17 protein-coding genes and 2 pseudogenes are annotated in these 18,613 nt (G+C 67.9%); 4 read left to right on the top strand and 15 right to left on the bottom strand.

Annotated features, from left to right (window positions below; genetic code table 11):
* The first annotated feature begins 149 nt into the window (after positions 1-149).
* Positions 150-919: pseudogene (locus GAA2_RS06540) on the top strand (SDR family oxidoreductase).
* 121 nt (positions 920-1,040) lie between these two features.
* Positions 1,041-1,964 (top strand): hypothetical protein, encoded by a 924-nt coding sequence (locus GAA2_RS06535; protein WP_024500000.1) that lies wholly within the window; start codon positions 1,041-1,043, stop codon positions 1,962-1,964.
* 101 nt (positions 1,965-2,065) lie between these two features.
* Here the strand turns inward: GAA2_RS06535 and GAA2_RS06530 are convergent, their stop codons facing one another.
* The 4 genes from GAA2_RS06530 to GAA2_RS06515 form a co-directional block, all read right to left on the bottom strand.
* Complete coding sequence (locus GAA2_RS06530) at positions 2,066-2,674, bottom strand: trimeric intracellular cation channel family protein (RefSeq protein ID WP_024499999.1); 609 nt, start codon at positions 2,672-2,674, stop codon at positions 2,066-2,068.
* A gap of 122 nt (positions 2,675-2,796) precedes the next feature.
* Positions 2,797-2,970 carry a 50S ribosomal protein L32 gene (gene rpmF, locus GAA2_RS06525; RefSeq protein WP_005193867.1) on the bottom strand — a complete coding sequence of 58 codons (174 nt, stop codon included), beginning with the start codon at positions 2,968-2,970 and terminating at the stop codon, positions 2,797-2,799.
* A gap of 178 nt (positions 2,971-3,148) precedes the next feature.
* Complete coding sequence (locus tag GAA2_RS06520; RefSeq protein WP_232513081.1) at positions 3,149-4,189, bottom strand: DUF4190 domain-containing protein; 1,041 nt, start codon at positions 4,187-4,189, stop codon at positions 3,149-3,151.
* 91 nt (positions 4,190-4,280) lie between these two features.
* Positions 4,281-5,021 (bottom strand): DUF4190 domain-containing protein, encoded by a 741-nt coding sequence (locus GAA2_RS06515; RefSeq protein WP_024499996.1) that lies wholly within the window; start codon positions 5,019-5,021, stop codon positions 4,281-4,283.
* Between the two features lie 61 nt (positions 5,022-5,082).
* Between GAA2_RS06515 and GAA2_RS06510 the strand changes: the two genes are divergently transcribed.
* Positions 5,083-6,018, top strand: a complete 936-nt coding sequence (locus GAA2_RS06510) for an AEC family transporter (RefSeq protein WP_006436176.1) — start codon at positions 5,083-5,085, stop codon at positions 6,016-6,018.
* 24 nt (positions 6,019-6,042) lie between these two features.
* On the opposite strand, the gene GAA2_RS06505 is transcribed toward GAA2_RS06510, so the two are convergent.
* A complete protein-coding gene (locus GAA2_RS06505; RefSeq protein WP_024499995.1) occupies positions 6,043-6,681 on the bottom strand; it encodes a DUF1707 domain-containing protein in 639 nt (212 codons plus the stop codon).
* A 153-nt stretch (positions 6,682-6,834) separates the two neighbouring features.
* Between GAA2_RS06505 and GAA2_RS06500 the strand changes: the two genes are divergently transcribed.
* Positions 6,835-7,464: a hypothetical protein gene (locus tag GAA2_RS06500; protein ID WP_006436174.1), complete on the top strand. Its 630-nt coding sequence runs from the start codon at positions 6,835-6,837 to the stop codon at positions 7,462-7,464.
* A gap of 15 nt (positions 7,465-7,479) precedes the next feature.
* Here GAA2_RS06500 and GAA2_RS06495 read toward each other — a convergent pair whose 3' ends face one another.
* The 10 genes and pseudogenes from GAA2_RS06495 to GAA2_RS06450 form a co-directional block, all read right to left on the bottom strand.
* Positions 7,480-9,486 carry a vWA domain-containing protein gene (locus GAA2_RS06495; protein ID WP_024499994.1) on the bottom strand — a complete coding sequence of 669 codons (2,007 nt, stop codon included), beginning with the start codon at positions 9,484-9,486 and terminating at the stop codon, positions 7,480-7,482.
* A gap of 10 nt (positions 9,487-9,496) precedes the next feature.
* Positions 9,497-10,942 carry a sigma 54-interacting transcriptional regulator gene (locus GAA2_RS06490; RefSeq protein ID WP_006436172.1) on the bottom strand — a complete coding sequence of 482 codons (1,446 nt, stop codon included), beginning with the start codon at positions 10,940-10,942 and terminating at the stop codon, positions 9,497-9,499.
* A 441-nt stretch (positions 10,943-11,383) separates the two neighbouring features.
* Positions 11,384-11,947 carry a maleylpyruvate isomerase N-terminal domain-containing protein gene (locus GAA2_RS06485; RefSeq protein ID WP_006436171.1) on the bottom strand — a complete coding sequence of 188 codons (564 nt, stop codon included), beginning with the start codon at positions 11,945-11,947 and terminating at the stop codon, positions 11,384-11,386.
* Positions 11,948-11,951: 4 nt separating this feature from the next.
* Positions 11,952-12,446, bottom strand: coding sequence for an SRPBCC family protein (locus GAA2_RS06480; protein WP_006436170.1), 495 nt, complete (start codon positions 12,444-12,446; stop codon positions 11,952-11,954).
* Positions 12,443-12,844 carry an ArsR/SmtB family transcription factor gene (locus tag GAA2_RS06475; RefSeq protein WP_024499993.1) on the bottom strand — a complete coding sequence of 134 codons (402 nt, stop codon included), beginning with the start codon at positions 12,842-12,844 and terminating at the stop codon, positions 12,443-12,445. The genes GAA2_RS06480 and GAA2_RS06475 overlap by 4 nt, the downstream gene beginning before the upstream one ends.
* 147 nt (positions 12,845-12,991) lie before the next feature.
* Positions 12,992-13,669 (bottom strand): annotated as a pseudogene (locus tag GAA2_RS06470) (TauD/TfdA dioxygenase family protein); the annotation flags it as partial.
* A gap of 294 nt (positions 13,670-13,963) precedes the next feature.
* Complete coding sequence (locus tag GAA2_RS06465) at positions 13,964-14,707, bottom strand: sulfite exporter TauE/SafE family protein (protein WP_081598219.1); 744 nt, start codon at positions 14,705-14,707, stop codon at positions 13,964-13,966.
* On the bottom strand, positions 14,694-16,268 hold the full coding sequence (gene purH / locus GAA2_RS06460) for a bifunctional phosphoribosylaminoimidazolecarboxamide formyltransferase/IMP cyclohydrolase (protein ID WP_159405187.1): 1,575 nt from the start codon (positions 16,266-16,268) through the stop codon (positions 14,694-14,696). The genes GAA2_RS06465 and purH overlap by 14 nt, the downstream gene beginning before the upstream one ends.
* On the bottom strand, positions 16,265-16,888 hold the full coding sequence (gene purN / locus GAA2_RS06455; protein ID WP_006436164.1) for a phosphoribosylglycinamide formyltransferase: 624 nt from the start codon (positions 16,886-16,888) through the stop codon (positions 16,265-16,267). Before purN ends, purH begins: the two co-directional genes overlap by 4 nt.
* Positions 16,889-16,933: 45 nt before the next feature.
* Entirely contained in the window at positions 16,934-18,541 is a 1,608-nt protein-coding gene (locus GAA2_RS06450; protein ID WP_006436163.1) for a DUF6350 family protein, read from the bottom strand.
* Between the last annotated feature and the right edge of the window lie 72 nt (positions 18,542-18,613).

The raw sequence follows: 18,613 nt of genomic DNA, 5'->3' as shown, positions 1-18,613 counted from the left end.
GTAATGACAATGTGTGTTGTCAAGATAGCACCGCACTGTGACCCAGTAAACGAATCAACGAATATACTGGCCGGTAAGTTCGGTGCTGGACAGCCTTCTTGCAGGTCAGCGCCACCAAAGCCGCTACCGACCACCCCGTAGGAGTACGCATGTCATCCATCTTCATCACCGGCGAGCGGCCGGGATCGGACTCGCCACTGCCGAACGGTTCGATCGCGAGGGATGGACTGTCGGCGTCTACGACGTCGATACCGACGCCCTCGCGAAGGTCGAGGCCGACCATCCCGACTGGATCACGGGCACGCTCGACGTCCGTGAACCGGAGCAGTGGGCCGACGCGCTGGCCGAGTTCACCTCGCACACCGGTGGCACCCTCGACGTCCTGGACAACAACGCCGGCATCCTGCACGCGGGCAGGATCGACTCCATCACGCCCGAGCAGATCAAGCGGCAGATCGACATCGACGCACTCGGTGTCGCCCTGGGCGCACAGGCCGCCCACCCGTACCTGAAGAAGACTCCGGGCGCGCACCTGGTGAACATCGGGTCGGCGTCGGCGATCTACGGCCAGCCCGGAATCGCGGTCTACTCCGCCACCAAGTTCTTCGTCGGCGGACTGACCGAGGCCCTCGAACTCGAGTGGGAGCACGACGACATCCGGGTCGTCAGCATCTGGCCGCTGTGGGCGAAGACCGCGCTGGCCGCCGACGACGCGAAGTCCACGAAGACCCTGGGCATCCGCATCACGCCCGACCAGATCGCCGACAAGGTCTGGGAATCCGTGCATCCCACGCGCCAGGACAAGCTGCTGCACCGCACCAGCTACTCCGTCGGTGCTCAGACCCTCGTCCTCGGCAATGCCGCCAAGGTCATCCCGAACTTCCTGAACCGGACCGTCAACAAGTTCATCGCGCAGTAGCCGCCCCGCAAACCCACCCTTTTTCCAGATTTCCACCACCCGAGAAGGGGGTGGAAATCTGGAAAAAGGGTGAATTTGTCAGGAGGTGGGTCCAAACCGGGCGCCCGTGCGTCTCATTCACATGGAGCTACCCAACGACCGGCACGGACTGATCCTCAGAAGTGACACCGTCGGCACTCACACCACCGACGACACATTGCAGCGGATGGTCACAGGCAAAGCGCTGTACCGTCTCTGGCCGGGCGCGATGACCGACTTCACCACGGTCAACGAACTCGACGCCATCGAGAAGCACCGGTTGACCGTCATCGCCGCCGCGAGCGCAGGACGCCCGGGCCGACTGTTCAGCCACGTCTCCGCGGCTGCCATCCACCGGTTGCCGGTGCTCTGGCCCCAACTGTCACACGTTCACGTCACGTCGCCGAAGGTCGGGAAGCGGGCGGCGAAGATCGTCCGGCATCAGGCCGTCGTCGAGCCGCAGGACATCGAGGTCGTCGACGGGGTGACGGTGACATCCATCGAGCGCACGGCGTGCGATGTCGCCCGCCTGGGTACCGATCGACAGGCCCTCGCGGTGCTCGACGCCGCGCTCCGACGCGACGCCAGACCGGAACGATTGCGGCAGATCCTCGACTCGTGCCGAGGATTCAAGGGGGTCGAGATGCTCCGCCGCACGCTGCCGCACGCGAACGCGTCATCGGAAAGCGTCGGCGAGTCCCTCAGTCGCGCAATCATGCTCGAGTCTCCTGACCTACCCGTGCCCCAGCAGCAGGTGGAGATCGTCGACGACCACGGCAAGTTCATTGCTCGCGTCGACTTCTTGCTGGCGAACAGGGTGGTCGGCGAGTTCGACGGAATGATCAAGTACAACGGCACAGTCGGTGATGATCCGGCTTGGAAGACCGTCGTCGACGAGAAGGTCCGTGAGGACAAGCTGCGTGCGCAGGGGTACACCGTCGTGCGGTGGACATGGCAGGACCTCGCCGACAAGGCCGCTTTCTACGCGCAGATCAAGAAAGCGCTTCGATCCGCCGGCGTCGAGTGACCGGAAACCCACCCTTTTTCCAGATTTCCACCACCCGACAATGGGGTGGATATCTGGAAAAGTGGTGGGTTTGCGGGGTGGGTGGGTCTGCGAGGCGGCGGTCAGTGCCGGGCCGTCGGGAGTCGCCACCCGAACTTCAGTCCGAGCAGACGCAGACCGGTGGCGAGGATCGACCCGACCGTCAGCCAGACCCAGTGCGGGACGGGGGTGTGGTAGGAACCGACCGCGACGATCGTGGCGCCGAGCAGCGCGGGGATCGCATAGAGGTCCGCGGGCTGGAGGAGCAGCGGGATCTCGTTGGAGATCACATCCCGCAGGACGCCGCCGCCGATTGCGGTCATGAGTCCGACGGCGGTGGCGGCGAACGCGCTCGCTCCGACGTCGACGGCGATCGACGCCCCGGTCGTCGCGAACAGGCCCATCCCGAAGGCGTCGAGGACGAGGATCGACCGGCGCAGTTTCGTGAAGGCCGGATGGAAGGCGAAGACGAGCAGACTGGCGATCGTGCCGGTCAGCGCGTTGCCGAAGCCCTGGACCGACGAGGGTGGGGTGATGCCGAGCAGGACGTCCCGCAGGACCCCGCCACCGGCGCCGGTGAGCACTCCGACGGTCACGATGCCCCACATGTCGAAGTCCTTGCGGACACCGACCATCGCACCGGAGGCCGCGAACACCGCGACACCCGCGAAGTTCAGCACGTCGAGAAGCACCTCAGACCCTCCTCACGACCAGGACGCCGGTCCGCCGACGGCATACGAATGGCCGCCCCCGGTAAACCGGGGACGGCCGTCCGTGTAGAAATCGCGGTGCCGAGGCGGCAACCGGGAAAAGGCTAGCGACGATCCAGATCGATGATGCCCGCGCGAGCGGCCTTCACGAGTCGACGCGGAATCCGCACGGGGACGCCGTTGACCTTTTCTTCCTGCAGTGCGGGGTTTTCCGCCTTCCACTGCGAACGACGGCTACGGGTGTTCGCCCGCGACATCCGGCGCTTCGGTACAGCCATGGTTGAGCCCTTCTCCTACTGTGGTCTGCGTGGCCGCCGGCAACGCTGCGCGTCACCGATCGACCCGAGTCAGTGCGCCTATCGGCCCCCGCGGGCGCGGCACACAACCCGACCAGACTACCTGGCGGGACCGCCCAGCTCCAAAATGGTCATCCGTACGACGCTCCGCAGATCCGCGTCAGATGTACGACCAGGGACTTTCCACTCCCGTGAACGCGACGACGAGCCAGTACGCCACCCACATGACGACGATGAACAAGCCGATGACGATGGCCGTCAGCGCGAGGCCGTCGCCGGTCTGCCCACCGCCTGACGCCGCGATCTGTCTGCGCGCCACCACGCCGAGTACGAGTCCGACCAGGCCGCCGATGCCGACACACACGAGACCGAGCAGCGAGGCGACCAGCGCAGCCACCGCAAGCGTATTCGTCTTGGGGGTCAGGCCGGGCCGAGGATCATCGCCGAACGCATGCTGTCCGGGCGGCGGCCCCGCGGGCGCCTGCTGCTGAGGTGACGGACCGTACCCGGGCCGACCTCCTGGCGCCGGCTGACCGGGCTGTCCGTAGGCCCCGCCGTAGCCGGGCGGGGTCCCCTGCGGTCCGTACCCGGGCGGCGCCGGCTGCCGGTGATTCTGCTGCCCCGGCCCCTGCTGCCCCGGACCCTGCCGGCCGTAACCCGGCGGCGGGCCGTAACCCGGTTGCGGAGGTCCACCCGGCCCACCGGGACCACCCGGAGGGCGGGTCGAGATCACGCGTGTCGAGTCGTACCCCGACGGTGGCGGACCGGGCGGTGCGGGCGGCGCGGTATGACCCTGAGGTGCACCCCCGGCACGTGCGCCACCAGTGCTGATGACGCGGGTGACACCGTCGGCCGGGCTGTGCGACTGCGGCACCGACGTGCCTTCCGGACCGGCGCCCGGCGTCGAGGTCAGGGGTGTCGAGGTGTCGGGCGAGCGGGTGTCCGGCGTCGAGGGCACCGGCTCGGTCGTCTCCTCCGAACCTGCTGGGCGATCGCCGGATTCGCCGAGGAGCTCTGCGGCCGACACCTTCTGCGTCGGCTCCCCCGGAGAAGGATTCGGGTCGGGTGCCGAATCCGGCGGTACCTGATCCGACGGGGACTGGGGTGTGGAGGACGGATCGCGCGGATCCCCGCCTCCGGTCGGGTTCGACATCAGGTGCCCTTCCAAGCCGTGCGTCGTCGCGGCGCGAGGATCGTTCATGCACATGGCTGCGCAGGTCACAGAGTAGTGAGAAAACGCCTCGAACTGGGCAGAAGTCGACGATCGCAAGCTCAGATCGGCCGAAATTCGTTCAGTAGTAGTAGACCGAGTCCGTCGAGTTGCCGGCCGCGATCAGGATGATGAACAGCACGATCCACACGATCGCGCCGAGGATTCCCAATGCGCCGGTGATGATGCCGGCGAGGCCCATGCCGGCACCGGTCTGGTTTCCGGCCGACTGCTCCACCTCACGCCGCGACATGAAGCCGAGGACGACACCCGCGATTCCGAGGGGCAGCGCGAGCGGGAAGCACGCGGCAAGCATGACCAGGGCGACGATGCCGCAGATGAGTGCGCCGATCGCCTTGCCGTTGGTGCTCTTCTGCGGAGCGCCGTAACCGTAACCTCCGTAAGGCGCAGCGCCGTAAGGATTCTGGGCACCGTAGGCGGCCGATCCGTAAGCGGGCGCCTGCCCGGCCTGGTAGGGATCGCTGTACTGGCCGTAGCCCGTCCCCGGCGGCTGACCGTACGGATTCTGGTCCTGGCCGTACGGGTTCTGTCCGTATGAGTTCTGGCCATAGGGGTTCTGCCCATACGGGTTCTGTCCGTACGGATTCTGACCCTGCGAATTCTGACCCTGCGGATCGGAGGAAGGTCCCGGTTGGTATGTCTGACCGAACTCGGTCGGCGCGTAGTCCGGGGAACCCTGACCCTGGTCACCCTTGTTCAGGTTCGGGCGCGACCCTCCCGATCCGTCCGCCGCCCCGGGGCTCGGCACCGTCCCCCAGTCGTCCTGGCCCTGGCCCGAGCCCTGTCCCGGTGGATATGACACCCGTAACCCCCTCGTTCGATCCGATAAATCCGTTCATCACCCTAATGAATAGACTCGAGCGGTGTCTGGCGTCATCTCCGGCTTCACGGTGATCTTCATAGTAGTCGGGGTCGGCTATCTCCTCGGGCGGACGCATGTGATCGGCGATCACGCACATGAAGTCCTGTCCCGCTTGGTGTTCTTCGTCTTCACCCCGGCGCTGCTGTTCCATTCGCTGGTCACCACGGACCTGTCGGTCGTCTTCTCCTCGACGCTGGTGATCGCCGGTGGTAGCGCGATGCTCATGGGCGTCATCTACCTCGTGATCGCCAAGCTGTGGTTACGACGCCCAGTCCCGGAACTCGTGATCGGCGCGCTCTCGTCGTCGTATGTCAACAGCGTCAATCTCGGCCTCCCGATTGCGATCTTCGTCCTCGACGACGCGTCGTTCATCGCGCCACTGCTTCTGTTCCAGATCGTCATCTACTCCCCGATGGCACTGTTGGCCCTCGACCTCACCGCCCTCGAACGGAACACCGAGACCTCGATCGTCCGTGATTCGCTCATCGCCCCGATCACCAACCCGATCGTCGTCGGCGGCATCGCCGGGCTGTTCGTGTCGGTGCTCGGTGTGATGCCACCCGCGGCAGTGATGTCACCGCTGAAGATGCTCGGTGACGCATCGGTGCCGGCGGCGCTGCTGGCCTTCGGTCTGTCGCTGACCGGCGTCCAGGTGTTCAAGAAGGGTGAGAGCCCGCGCCGCGACATCGCGCTCGCCGCGGCACTGAAGATGGTCGTGATGCCGCTGACGGTGTACGCGATCGCGCGGTGGGGATTCGGCCAGACCGGTGAGGCACTGTTCGCCCAGGTCGTGATCGCCGCACTGCCGACCGCGCAGAACGTCCTCGTCTACGCCACCCGCTACCGGCGCGGGCAGATCCTGGCGCGGGACACCGCGCTGATCACCACACTCGCGTCGATCCCGGCCATCGCCGTCATCGCCCTGCTTCTCGCCTGATGACCGCTGACCGCGCGGGCTCGGTCACGCGTCGGGATCTTCGCGCGGCACGACCTTCACCTCGACGCCGCCCATCAGCGCGAGCCCGGTCACGCGCACGACCGGCGCACCCGGCCGTGGCGACTTCTGCGACTTCCCGCCGAAGCCGCCCATGATCCCGAGGCCGCCGATCTCGACGGTCACGCCCTCGGGGGCCCTGATCTCGACGCCGCCCATGATCGCGATGCACTGGATGGTGAGAACCGGTGCGGTGAACTCGACCTCGCGCAGGTCGATCTCGACGGCCCCCATGATCGCCGTCGCGGTGAGGGCGTCGGCCACCACCGCGGTCCCCGACAATTCGCTACCGGACATGATGGCCAGGCGATGGCGCACCGCCGCATCGGAACTCCCACCGGTCACCCGGGGGCCCGGCGACATCGACGGCGCCGGCATCGCCACGCCGAGCTGCGCGATCGGGAGGTCATCGGTCAACTCGTCGAGATCGCCGAAGGTCTTGGCCATCATGGCTTTTCCCGCACGCTCCTCGTACTCGACGGGCGAGAGGCTGCCGTGAGCCATGGCTGCGGACAGGATTTCGTGCACCAGTTCCCGGTCGGCGTCGGCGGCACGCAGACGCGCCCGCCGATCGTCGGGTGCGGGGAGATCGCCGGAAGAGGTCACGTCTGGAAACCCTAGTGGCCGCACCGCAGTCAGACCACCCTGATTTCGACCCTGAGCCGACCCCGACGACGATCCGCCCACCGCCCGACGCATGTGGGGCATAATTCACTCACCCCGGACGGACACCCGCCCGACCTACACCGGAGGCGACCCATGGGCCAACCCTACGATCCCGGTTCGTCCGGCGCGCCGAATCCATATCAGCCCGGCCCGAACCAGCCCGGCCCGTACGGGTACGGCGGTTACCCGCCGCCCGCGCCCCCCAAGGACCGGACCGGGATGCGACTCTGGGGCAAGATCCTCACCGCCGTCGGTGTCGTGATCCTCGTCGCATCGGTCGCGGTCGGCGTGGTGCTGGCCGTCAGCGGGATCAGCCAGGTGGTCGATCAGGCGGACCAGGCCTTCGTCGTCGACCCACGGGCCGAGCACCGATACGACGCCGGGGACACCTTCGCCCTCTTCCGCCCCGACAACACCGCCGCGACGCCCTCCTGTGAGATCACCGGACCGGCGGCACTCGAACGCGGTACCGACGTGACGGCCGAATTCCCCTACGACGGCACCCAGGTGCGGTCCTTCGACTCCTACGAGGTGGTCGAGGCGGGAACCTATTCGTTCCTCTGCAGCGACCGCGTCGTGGTCGCCACGATCGACCTCGGCGGCATCTTCAGTGGTGTCGGCGGGGTTCTCCTGGCCGTCTTCGGTGGCGGATTCGGCGCCGTCCTCCTGCTGATCGGGATCGTGCTGTGGGCCATCGCCGGACGTAGGCCGCGCACGGCCTGAGCCGGCGCCCGCCGGTCAGCCGCGTCGACGACGACCCTTCCGGGACTTCAGGTAGTCCCCGACCACGGCGGCGCCGAGGCCGTCGACGTCCGGTGCCACGACGCGACCGCCGATCCGGCGCGCGATCTGGTCCATGAAGTGGGCCAGGCCTGGGTCCTCACCGAGACGGAAGAACGTGACCTGCGCGCCGAGCCGGGCCACGTGGTCGAGCTCGCGCACGGTCAACGCGATCGTCTGCGGGTGCGGCGGGTAGAAGAAGAACGGTTCACCACTGGGGTCGAGATGCGCGGTGGGTTCGCCGTCGGTGACCACCAGGACCACCGGTTGTGCGTTCGGGAAGCGACGCAGGTGCCGCTGCGCCAGCAACAGCGCGTGGTGCAGGTTGGTGCCCTGCTCCATCCGTGGTTGCAGTCCGGTCAGTTCCGCGATGTCGATGGACCTCGCGTAGCGGCCGAAGGCGATGAGATGTAGTTCGTCGCTGCGGAAGCGGGTCGAGATCAGGTGGTTCAACGCGATCGCGGTGCGCTTCATCGGTGTCCAGCGACCCTCCATCTCCATGGAGAACGAGGTGTCGACGAGCAGCACGACCGCCGCCTGGGTGCGGCTCTCGGTCTCCGCGACCTCGACGTCGCGGACGTCGATCCGCACTCCGGACCGCGCCATCTCCGACGTCGCCAGCGACGGCTCGGTGGTCTCGGAGACAGTGCGCAACACCGCATTTGACACCGTTCGGGTGACATCCCAGGGGTCGGTGTCGCCGAACTCCCATTCGCGGCTGGCGCCGGTCGGCTCACCGAGCAGACCGGTGCGCCGGGTCTGACGATCGCCTCGACGTCCCGACAACTGCTCGGCGATGTCACGGAAGATCGACTGCCCGAGTTGCCGCATCGCCTTGGGACTCAACCGGAGTTGCCCGTCCGCGGCACGGTCGAAGAACCCCTCCTCCGACAGCGCTTTCTCGAGTTCGGCGAGCATCCGCGCGTCGACCGCCGCCTCGTCGCCGAGTTGCCGTGCGAGAGCGTCGAGGTCGATGTCGTCCATCTGCGCTCCGGCGTACTGCTGGGACAACTGCTCGGACAACGCTTCCAGTTCGGAGATGTCGCGGAGCGCCGCGGCACCCTCCCCCAGTCCCATCGGCTGGTCCCCCGAGAACGACTGCGCGTTGTCCCAGTCCAGCCCGGGCCGCGCCGCGCGGAGTTGTGAATCCATCTGCGCGAGTTGACTCATCAGGTCCGGCGAACCGAATGCCTGCTGCGCCAGCTGGTCCAGCTCGGCCTGCTGCTCCGGGGTGAGCGAGTTGTAGAACTGCTGCGCCGCGGCGGCACGCTGGGCCAGCGAGTCGATGAGTTCTTCGGTGTTGCGCGGATTCTCCGGGAAGAAGTCGCCATGGGCGTCCATGAACTCGTCGAACATCTCCGACGTGTCCTCACCGCGGTTGTGCGCCTCGAGCAGCTCGTTGAGATCTTTGAGCATGTCCGAGACCCGCTGCCGGTCGGCCTCGGTGGCGCCTTCGAGCGCCTCCTTCATTCCGGCGAACCGCTGATCGAGCAGCTCGCGGCCGAGGAGGTCCTTGATCTTCTCGTAGTCCTCCCGGGCCTGGGGGCTGCGCCAGTTGTACTCCGACAGCTCTTCGACGGCCTGCGCGGTCGACGGCGGGAGGCTGCCGATCTGCATCTCCGCGAAGCGCGCGTCGTCGTCGAGATCGCGGGCGAGTTGCTTGCGCTCCTCGAGGACGGCGCGGTCGAGGAGCTCGCGGATCTCGGCGAACGTGCCGTCGAGGTTGCGCTTCTTCAGCAGCTCCTGCCGACGCCGGTTGACCTGTTCCCGGAGCTTGTCGAGGCCGCGCATGTTCGGGGTGCCCCGGCGCAGCAACTCCCGCAGGGCACGCTGCGGCGACGCACCGGCCATGACGTCGTCGCCGATCGTCTCCAGCGCCTCACGCAGGTCGACAGGCGGGGCGAGCGGGTCGGGCCCACCGGTGTACCGCTGGTAGCGCGAACGATGGAAGCTCTTGCGCGCCAATGTGTTCTCCTCAGCCGTAGATGGTCTGGCCCGCCTCGTCGGCTTCCTTGCCGATCCGACGCGCCAGGAACAGACCCTCGAGTGCCAACTCGACGGCACTCGCCCGCTCGCCTTCGATGTCGGCCTCGAGGCGCTCGGCGATCGCGTCGAGCACATTCCCGGTTGTCTCCGGGGACGGGATCGAGCCCAGGAAGTCGACAGCCCGCACGCGGTCACCGGTCACGACCGGCTCACCGTTCTCGAGGGCGTCGACGAGCGCCGCCATGTCGATTCCGCCGAGATGTGCGCGGACGGTGTCGGCGACGGACTTGCGCATGAGGTGCTCGAGGATCTCCAGCTCGCGCCCCTCCTCGCCGGACTCGAACTCGATCTTGCCGCGCAGCACCTCGACCACCGACTCGAGATCGACGACACGCGCGACCGCCTGGTCCTCGCCGGTGACCGTCGCGCGGTGAAGTGCCGCGGCGGCAACGGTTTCGGCCCCGGCGATCGAGAAGCGGGCCGAGACACCCGAACGCTGGTCGATGGACGGGTGGTCGCGGGCGTAACGGGTGAACCGCGCCAGGATCTCGACGATGAAGGTCGGGACACTCGCGGTGAGGTCGGCCTCCTGCTCGATGACGGCGACCTCGTCGTCGAGTTCGAGCGGGTAGTGCGTGCGGATCTCGGCGCCGAAGCGGTCCTTCAGCGGAGTGATGATGCGACCGCGGTTGGTGTAGTCCTCCGGGTTCGCACTCGCCATCACGAGCACGTCGAGCGGGAGCCGCAGTGTGTAGCCGCGGACCTGGATGTCGCGCTCCTCCATCACGTTGAGCATCGAGACCTGGATGCGCTCGGCCAGATCCGGCAACTCGTTGATCGCGACGATCCCGCGATGTGCACGCGGGATGAGGCCGAAGTGGATGGTCTCCGGATCGCCCAGACTGCGACCCTCGGCCACCTTCATCGGGTCGATGTCGCCGACGAGGTCGGCCACCGAGGTGTCGGGGGTGGCGAGCTTCTCGCTGTAGCGCTGCGAGCGGTGACGCCATTCGATCGGCAGATCGTCGAGCAGGTTCGCGGCCTTGCGGATCGACGCGGGGGTGATCGGCTCGTACGGGTGCTCGCCGAGCTCTGATCCGGCGATCACCGGCGTCCACTCGTCGAGGAGCCCGACGAGGGTGCGCAGGATGCGGGTCTTGCCCTGTCCGCGCTCGCCGAGCATCACGACGTCGTGACCTGCGATGAGCGCGCGCTCGAGCTGGGGGATGACGGTGGCCTCGAAGCCGACGATCCCCGGCCACGGGTCGCGACTCTCGCGGAGCGCGGTCAGCAGATTGTTGCGGATCTCGTCGCGCACACTGCGCTGCACATGGCCGCTGGCACGCAGTTCACCCAGGGTGCGGGGTGAAGGATGGCGGGTTTCGGTCGACTGAGAACCATGGGTGGTGAAATTGTCCTCTGGCACGTGATCCACGCTACTCCGAGTTGTGATGTGCGTGCGCACTGTCGGGTGGTCACCCAGGAGCTTCGACGCGGTGCCTCGCTACGCTCGGAACCGGCTCAGCCGGCAGAGGGGGCTTCGACGCGGTGCCTCGCTACGCTCGGAACCGGCTCAGCCGGCGGAGGGGTCGCGGCCGAGGGAGCACCCCCCTGCTCCCCGAGGAGCCCGGAGCCTGCGGAGGGCGTCTCGAGGGGCAGCGGGGCTGGGGCTTCGACGCGGCGCCTCGCTACGCTCGGAACCGGCTCAGCCGGCAGAGGGGTCGCGCCCGACGAAGCACCCCCTGCTCCCCGAGGAGCCCGGAGCCTCCGAAGGGCGTCTCGAGGGGCAGCGGGGCTGGGGCTTCGACGCGGTGCCTCGCTACGCTCGGAACCGGCTCAGCCGGCAGGACAACGCCTCGCTACGCTCGGAACCGGCTCAGCCGGCAGTGGGGTCCCGGCCGACGAAGCCCATCAGGCGGCTGACGGAGTCGGCGTCGGCGGGCACGTCGACGGCGGGTCCGTACTGACCCGAGCTCCGCAGCAACTCGTCGATGGGGATCATCCCGTCGAGCAGCACCTGCGCATAGGCGGTGTCGAGGTCGGGGGTCGCGCCCTGCGACCGGGCGAGGTCCCAGGTGTGCATGAAGACGTCGGCGGTGTAGAACCGGTCGACCGCGTCGGCGAGGCGGTGCTCCCCCGCCATCGGGTGGGCGAAGGTCTCCCGCGCCGACGGCCCGTCGAGCAGTTCTTGCACCGCTGCCGCATGCGCCGACCAGGCCGCCGCCGGGTCGTCGGCGACCGCGGGCCCGCCCGGCAACCGCACGCCCCCGGCGTCGAGGAACCCGGTGAACCAGTCGACGAGGTGGGCCACGACATCGCGCGCGACCCAGCCGTCGACCGGTGTCGGCGCCTCCCAGTCGGAGACGTCGGCGATCACGTCGGCGAATCCGGCCGCGACCGCACGGTGCCGGTCTGCGGCGTCGAGTTCTGCCAGTGCCATGGTTCTACAGCTCGCCGGACTCGAGCAGCCGGTCGAGGGCGGCATACCCCTCGTTGACGCCGACCTCCATGCCCGACGCGAGCCAGCCGTCGCGGGCTTCGAAACTGTCGCACAGGGATTGGGCATGCAGGCGCGTCGTGCCGTCGCCGAGGTCCTCGAACCACAGCGTCTCCAGCGACACCTGGTCGGGCATCCCGAGGAAGGTGAAGGTCTGCACGATCTTGTCCTCACCCACGGTGTGGAAGCAGCCGCGGAAGCCGAACTCCTGACCCTCGTGGGTCGAGACATAGCGCCAGCTGCCGCCGTCGCGCACATCCCATTCGAGGATCCGGCTGGTGATGGCGTCGGGGCCGATCCAGCGGACGAACAGATCGGGATCGGTGTGCGCCTTCATCAGCTGGGCTGGGGTGCCACGGAAGTCGCGGGTGATCCGGATGATCGGGACCTCCTTGTCGGCTTCGATGGCGGCCTCGGGATAGCGGGTCTGTGTGGTGCTCATGACGCCTTTCCTTTCCTCGTTGTCGTGTCGTTATCGGTTGTCTTGTCGTTCTGACCCTCGGGACGTTCCGCCTCGGGTCCGTCGTTCATCTCGGCGAGCAGTACGTCGAGTCGCTGGTAGCGCTCTTCCGCCCGCCGTCGGTACCGCTCGATCCACTTGGTCATGAGGTCGAACACCTCGGCTTCCAGATGGACCGGACGTTTCTGGGCCTCTCGGGTTCGGGTCACCAGGCCGGCATCCTCGAGCACCTTCAGGTGCTTGGAGACCGCCTGGATGCTGACGTCGTACGGCTCGGCGAGCTGGCTGACCGTCGCGTCGGAGACCGCCAGTCGCGCGACCATGTCGCGGCGGGTCGGGTCCGCGAGTGCGGCGAACACCTTGGACAGCTCGTCGGCCATTCGTCCTCCTCAACCGATTAGTTGAATACGACGATGCTCCCGCGGAGCGCTGTTGTCAACCCCTTGGTTGAATACGAGGGCAAAAGTATCCGTATGACGTTGTGCCCGGATTCCGGGCACAACGTCATACGGATCTCGAAGGTCGCCTCAGGCCGGCCCGACCGGAGCGTCGCCGCGCAGCGTGATGCGGTGCATCACGCTGCGGTTGTCGCCGTAGTCGCGGTTGGCGTAGTGCAGCGTGTTGCGGTTGTCCCACAGCACGAGATCACCCAGACGCCAGCGGTGGCGGACGATGTGCTCGGGCTTGGTGATGTGCGCGTAGAGCAGGTCGAGGATGCCGCGACTCTCGGCCTCCGACACGCCCTCGATGTGCGAGGTGAAACCCGGGTTGACGAACAGCGACTTGCGGCCGGTCTCCGGATGCACCCGCACCACCGGATGGCTCACCGGTACGAGTTCGGTGACTTCCTTGCCGTCCCAGGTGTTTCCGCGCCCGTCGCGGCGCTGTTTGAGGTAGTAGCCGAACTCGCGACTGCCGTCGTGCACCGCGGTCAGACCGTCGACGAGGCGTCGGATCGGCTCGGACAGCGACAGATACGCGAGTTCGGCGTCGGCCCAGTTGGTGTCGCCGCCGTTGCGCGGCAACACGACCGGACGCAGGATCGAACCCATCGGCGGTCGCGGCATGAACGTCATGTCGGTGTGCCAGACGTCGGCGAATCCGTTGTCGGCGCTGTCGAGTTCGTACACCTCGTCCGGGACGTCGCCGGAATCCCACACCGGGTGGCCGAACGTCAGGTCGCCCAACCGGTTTCCGAACTCGATTGGTGGGACCCGTCGGACCAGTTCATCGAGTGGATCGTCATCAGACGCATCGACTCCGTTCCGGCCGCCGGCCCGGGACACGACATGCTCGACGAGCAGTCGCGGTGCGGGGCAGGCAGTGCGGAAACGGACACCCGTCCTGTGTAGTCGCCCGCCGACGAGACGGACAGGATTGCGCTCACGCTGACCGAAACACCGAAACACCGCGAAGTTCGCGTCCATCTCAGCGCTGTCCGAGGGCGATGTGCCCTCGGGGACCTCTCACGAGGACGCCATCGTCGGCCTCATCCGTACTCAGGCGACGGCGAGCCACACTGCGAGGCCGAGCCCGCACAGTCCGACGACGATCCGCAACGGACCGGCGGGCAGTCGCTTGACCACCGGCGGCCCGCACCAGCCGCCGAGGAGGCAGCCGATCGCCATCGCGAGCGCGGCCCACCAGTCCACCGGCCCGAAGATCATGAACCCGACCGCGGCGACGGCGTTGGCGACCCCGAGGAACACCGACTTCGACAGTGCCGCACGCCATAACGGCTCACTGGTGACCACCAGCATCAGCGCCAGGATCATGATGCCCGCACCCGCACCGAAGTAGCCGCCGTAGATGCAGATCATCATCAGTCCCAGGATGAAGATCCACGGCCGTTCGGCGTGCGAGGTCGCCCACCGACGCAGGACCGGCTGCACGAGAAGCGCGATGGCCGCGATCGCCACCAGGAACGGGACCAGCGCCTCGAATGCCTCGGCAGGCGTGACGAGAAGTAGTGCGGCGCCGATCGTTCCGCCGACGAGTGCGGCGAACAGTCCGATGACGAGGCGTCGGCGATCGCCGTCGAGCAGGGCCCTACCCGACTGGGCGGTGCTGCCGACCCCGACCGCGACGAGTGCGACCGTGTTGGTCACGTTCGCCGCGATCGGGGTGAGACCGACCGCGAGAAGTGCGGGATAGCTGACGATGGACGCCAGTCCGGTGATGTATCCGATCAGACCCGCGCCGAAACCGGCGACGACGAGTAGTGCGAGATCAGTGAGCGAAATGGCGGGCCCCGGTGAGGTAGAGCGTCACGCCCGCCTCGTCGGCCGCCTCGATGACCTCGTTGTCACGAATGGAACCGCCCGGCTGCACGACCGCCTTGACGCCCGCGGACAGCAGCACCTGGAGACCATCCGGGAACGGGAAGAAGGCGTCGGACGCACCGACACTGCCCGAGGAGCGGTCACCGGCACGCTGAACGGCGAGATGGGCGGAGTCGACACGGTTGACCTGCCCCATGCCGACGCCGACCGAGGCACCGTCGGCGGCCAGCAGGATCGCGTTCGACTTCACCGAACGACAAGCACGCCAGGCGAATTCGAGATCCGCGAGAGTCTGGGCGTCGGCCGGCGGACCGGCGACCAGGTTCCAGTTGGCGGGGTTGTCACCCTCGGCGTCGAGGACGTCGCGCTGCTGCATCAGCAGACCACCGGAGACCGGCTTGGTCTCGATACCGGTGGCCGACGGCGGTGTCGCCACCAGCACACGGATGTTCTTCTTGCGGGTGAGCACCGAGAGCGCGCCATCGGCGAAACCGGGCGCAACGACGACCTCGGTGAAGATCTCGGCGACCTGCTCGGCCATCTCGACGGTGATCTCGCGGTTCGCGGCGATCACGCCGCCGTAGGCGCTGACCGGGTCGCAGGCGTGGGCCTTGCGGTGCGCCTCGGCGATGTCGGCACCGACGGCGATGCCGCACGGGTTGGCGTGCTTGATGATCGCGACCGCCGGCGCGTCGAAGTCGTACGCGGCACGCCAGGCGGCGTCGGCGTCGGTGTAGTTGTTGTAGCTCATCTCCTTGCCGTGCAACTGCTCGGCGGTGGCGAGGCCGCCTTCGCCGGCGTTGCCGACGTAGAGGGCGGCGGCCTGGTGCGGGTTCTCGCCGTAACGCAGGACGGCCGAGCGGTTCCAGGTGGCACCCGCCCAGATCGGGAACTGCGACTCGTCCTCCGGTGCGACCACGCTCGACATCCATGAGGCGACGGCCACGTCGTAGTCGGCGGTGTGCCGGAACGCCTTGGCGGCCAGCTTCTTCCGATCGGCGAGAGTGAAGCCGCCGGCCGAGATCGCCTCGGTCACCAGACCGTAGTCACCGGGGCTGGTCACGACGGCCACCGACGGGTGGTTCTTGGCGGCACCGCGCACCATCGACGGGCCGCCGATGTCGATCTGCTCGATGCACTCGTCGGGGGTCGCGCCCGAGGCGACGGTCGCGGTGAACGGGTACACGTTCACGACGACGAGATCGAATGCGGCGACGCCCAATTCGGCGAGCTGGGCGACGTGGTCGTCCTTGCGGGTGTCGGCGAGGATGCCGGCGTGCACCTTGGGATGCAGGGTCTTCACCCGGCCGTCGAGGCACTCGGGGAAGCCGGTCAGCGTCGAGACCTCCACGACGGGGACACCTGCGTCGGCGATGGTCTTGGCGGTCGATCCCGTCGAGACGATCTCCACCCCGGCGACCTGCAGTGCGGTCGCGAGGTCGGCCAGGCCGCTCTTGTCGTAGACACTCACCAGTGCGCGCCGGATGGGTCGGCGGGCGCTGTCAGCGGGCTGTGCGTTCACGGGATGCGGGCCTTTCGTCCATCGATGACTACTCCACGGGTGACCAGTGCGGTCACCACTTCGGCGAGCAACACGCGCTCGACCGTTTTGATGCGTTCGTGCAAGGTGTCGACGGTGTCGTCGTCGTCGACCGTGACCACCTGCTGGGCCAGGATCGGGCCGGTGTCGACGCCTTCGTCCACGAGGTGGACGGTCGCACCGGTGACCTTGACGCCGTAGTCGAGTGCCTCGGGCACGCCGTGCGCGCCCGGGAACGCCGGCAGCAGCGCGGGATGGCTGTTGACGATTCGTCCACCGAACCGTTCGAGGAAGGCCGGACCGAGGATCTTCATGAATCCCGCGGTGACCACCCAGCCCGGATCGATCGCCGCGACGGCGTCGGTGAGCGCCTGATCCCAGGCGGCCCGATCGTCATGGTCGCCGACGCGGCAGGTGATCAACGGGATCTCGTTGCGTTGCGCGATCTCCTGGGCCCGGCAGACGCGATCGACCACGATGGCCGCGACCGTGAACGGAGCGTCGTCGGCGGCGGCACGGGCGAGCAGCGACTCGAGCAGGGAACCGGTGCCCGACGCCATCACCACGACAGGTGTTGGTGCAGGCGCGGTCTCCGAAGTCACGCCTGCGAGCCTAATAGCAGCACGTCGAGCGGGAATGAGCGGGTCTCAGCGCCGACGCCCCGCGCCGGGTGTTCCCGGGTAGAGGTCGTAGTCGGCGTCGTCGACGAGGTTGCTGTCGTCGAGGTCGTCGGGGTGGATCCGATTGGTCGACGGCGGGACGTCGTCCGCATCGGCCGGGACGAACCCGTCGACGGAGTCGTCCCCCGCGTGGTCCGCCTCGGTGTATTCGGCGTCCTCGTAGCCACCCTCGTCGCCGTACCCCTCGTCGTCGTACCCCTCGCCGTACTCATCGTCCTCGTACGCACCGTCGTCGGTCTCGGTGTACTCGACGTATTCGTCGTCTTCGTCGATGTCGGCGACGATGACGTATTCGTCTTCGAAGCCGAGGTCGTCCGGGTCGTCGAAGTACTCGTCCCCGACGGCTGCGCGGGCGGCCCGGGTCGAGGGGAGGAAGGCGTAGACGAGCGCGAGGAGGATGCCGACCACCGCGATCCAGCCGAGCGTGAAGACGCCGGCCGCGGAGACGGTGACCGCGACGTCGCCGAACTCGCCCAGCGATCCGCCGGCGGTCGCGGTCAGGATCGCCATGGCCGATGCGGCGACGGCTGCGGCCACCCCGATCGAGCGAAAATGCGCGACCGGGTTGAGGTCGCGGCAGCGCCAGCCCACGAAGACCGCCACGGCGGCGGGGGCGATCAGCCCGAGGAAGCCCCAGTCGCCTGCACCGGTTCCGTCGGGCAGGACGGCGAGGGCGGGGACGGGAGGGACCGCTCCCCCGCGGACGGTGAACAGGTCGACGGTCATCGCGCCGAGCTGTACGTCGGAACCGACGAGGACAGCGGTCGCGCCGACCATCAGATTCGGGAGATACAGGAGCGACAGCAGGGTGAGCCCGAGGAAACCGTCGAAGTCGTAGCCCGTTTCGATCAGCTCACCGATCTCGGTGTGCCGCATCAGCATGCGCAGGCACACCAGCACCGCGCCGGTGACCAGCAATGCCAGCACGGCGACGAGTCCGTATCGGAAGCCGCGGCGGTCGGCGTAGGACATCCCCCACCGGGCTGCGAAGTCGTGTCGTCGTACCCAGGTGACGCCGGCCAGCGCCGCACCGCCGTGGATACCGATCGTGTAGGCGAAGGCGATCAGCGCATTGGGCGTCTGCACCGGGAGCACCGATCCGCCGTCCATCACGATGGCCAGGGACATCGCGGTGATCAGCAACGGACCGACGATCGCCGAGCAGACCACGGCACCGACGTCGAACAGGTCGTGCGCCGACCGTTGTGTGGGTCCACTCCCACCGATCGCGCGGGTCGTCAGGCGGGCGGTGCCGATCGCGACGACCAGGGTCGGCAGCAACGGCAGCACGCCGATCGTGACCCCGCTGATGGTCACCGGCACCTGATGGATCGCCAACCAGCTCGACGCGATCGCGCTCGGCAGGCCGGTGAGTCCGCTACTCGCGAGCAGCAGCACCGTCAGCATCACGACGATGAGCGTGACCAGGGCGAGCGCGGGAACGGTGAATGCGACCACGGCCAGCTGCCGGGCCGAACCCTCGACGGCGCTGCGCTGGGCACGACGGGATCGTCGCAGTGCGCGCAGCTGCGACGCCAGGTTCTCCGCGGTCGAGTCGGGCCTGAAGGTGGGCATCGTCATGAGCGTGGCACGGGTGGCCGCCGGGCCGTCGGAGACGCGCCGCGATGAGACGGAAAGCGTCTCAGG

Source organism: Gordonia ajococcus (genome assembly GCF_012974285.1).
GTDB lineage: Bacteria > Actinomycetota > Actinomycetes > Mycobacteriales > Mycobacteriaceae > Gordonia > Gordonia amicalis.
Note: the sequence above shows the minus strand (reverse complement) of the source record. Positions and strands in the feature narration are given on the sequence as shown.

Bases quoted from the DNA above. Each gene is read 5' to 3' on its own strand.
- GAA2_RS06535 (WP_024500000.1), top strand. From the start codon at position 1,041: ATGGAGCTACCCAACGACCGGCACGGACTGATCCTCAGAAGTGACACC.
- rpmF (WP_005193867.1), bottom strand. From the start codon at position 2,970: ATGGCTGTACCGAAGCGCCGGATGTCGCGGGCGAACACCCGTAGCCGT.
- GAA2_RS06520 (WP_232513081.1), bottom strand. From the start codon at position 4,189: ATGAACGATCCTCGCGCCGCGACGACGCACGGCTTGGAAGGGCACCTG.
- GAA2_RS06500 (WP_006436174.1), top strand. From the start codon at position 6,835: ATGGGCCAACCCTACGATCCCGGTTCGTCCGGCGCGCCGAATCCATAT.
- GAA2_RS06485 (WP_006436171.1), bottom strand. From the start codon at position 11,947: ATGGCACTGGCAGAACTCGACGCCGCAGACCGGCACCGTGCGGTCGCG.
- GAA2_RS06480 (WP_006436170.1), bottom strand. From the start codon at position 12,446: ATGAGCACCACACAGACCCGCTATCCCGAGGCCGCCATCGAAGCCGAC.
- GAA2_RS06475 (WP_024499993.1), bottom strand. From the start codon at position 12,844: ATGGCCGACGAGCTGTCCAAGGTGTTCGCCGCACTCGCGGACCCGACC.
- GAA2_RS06450 (WP_006436163.1), bottom strand. From the start codon at position 18,541: ATGCCCACCTTCAGGCCCGACTCGACCGCGGAGAACCTGGCGTCGCAG.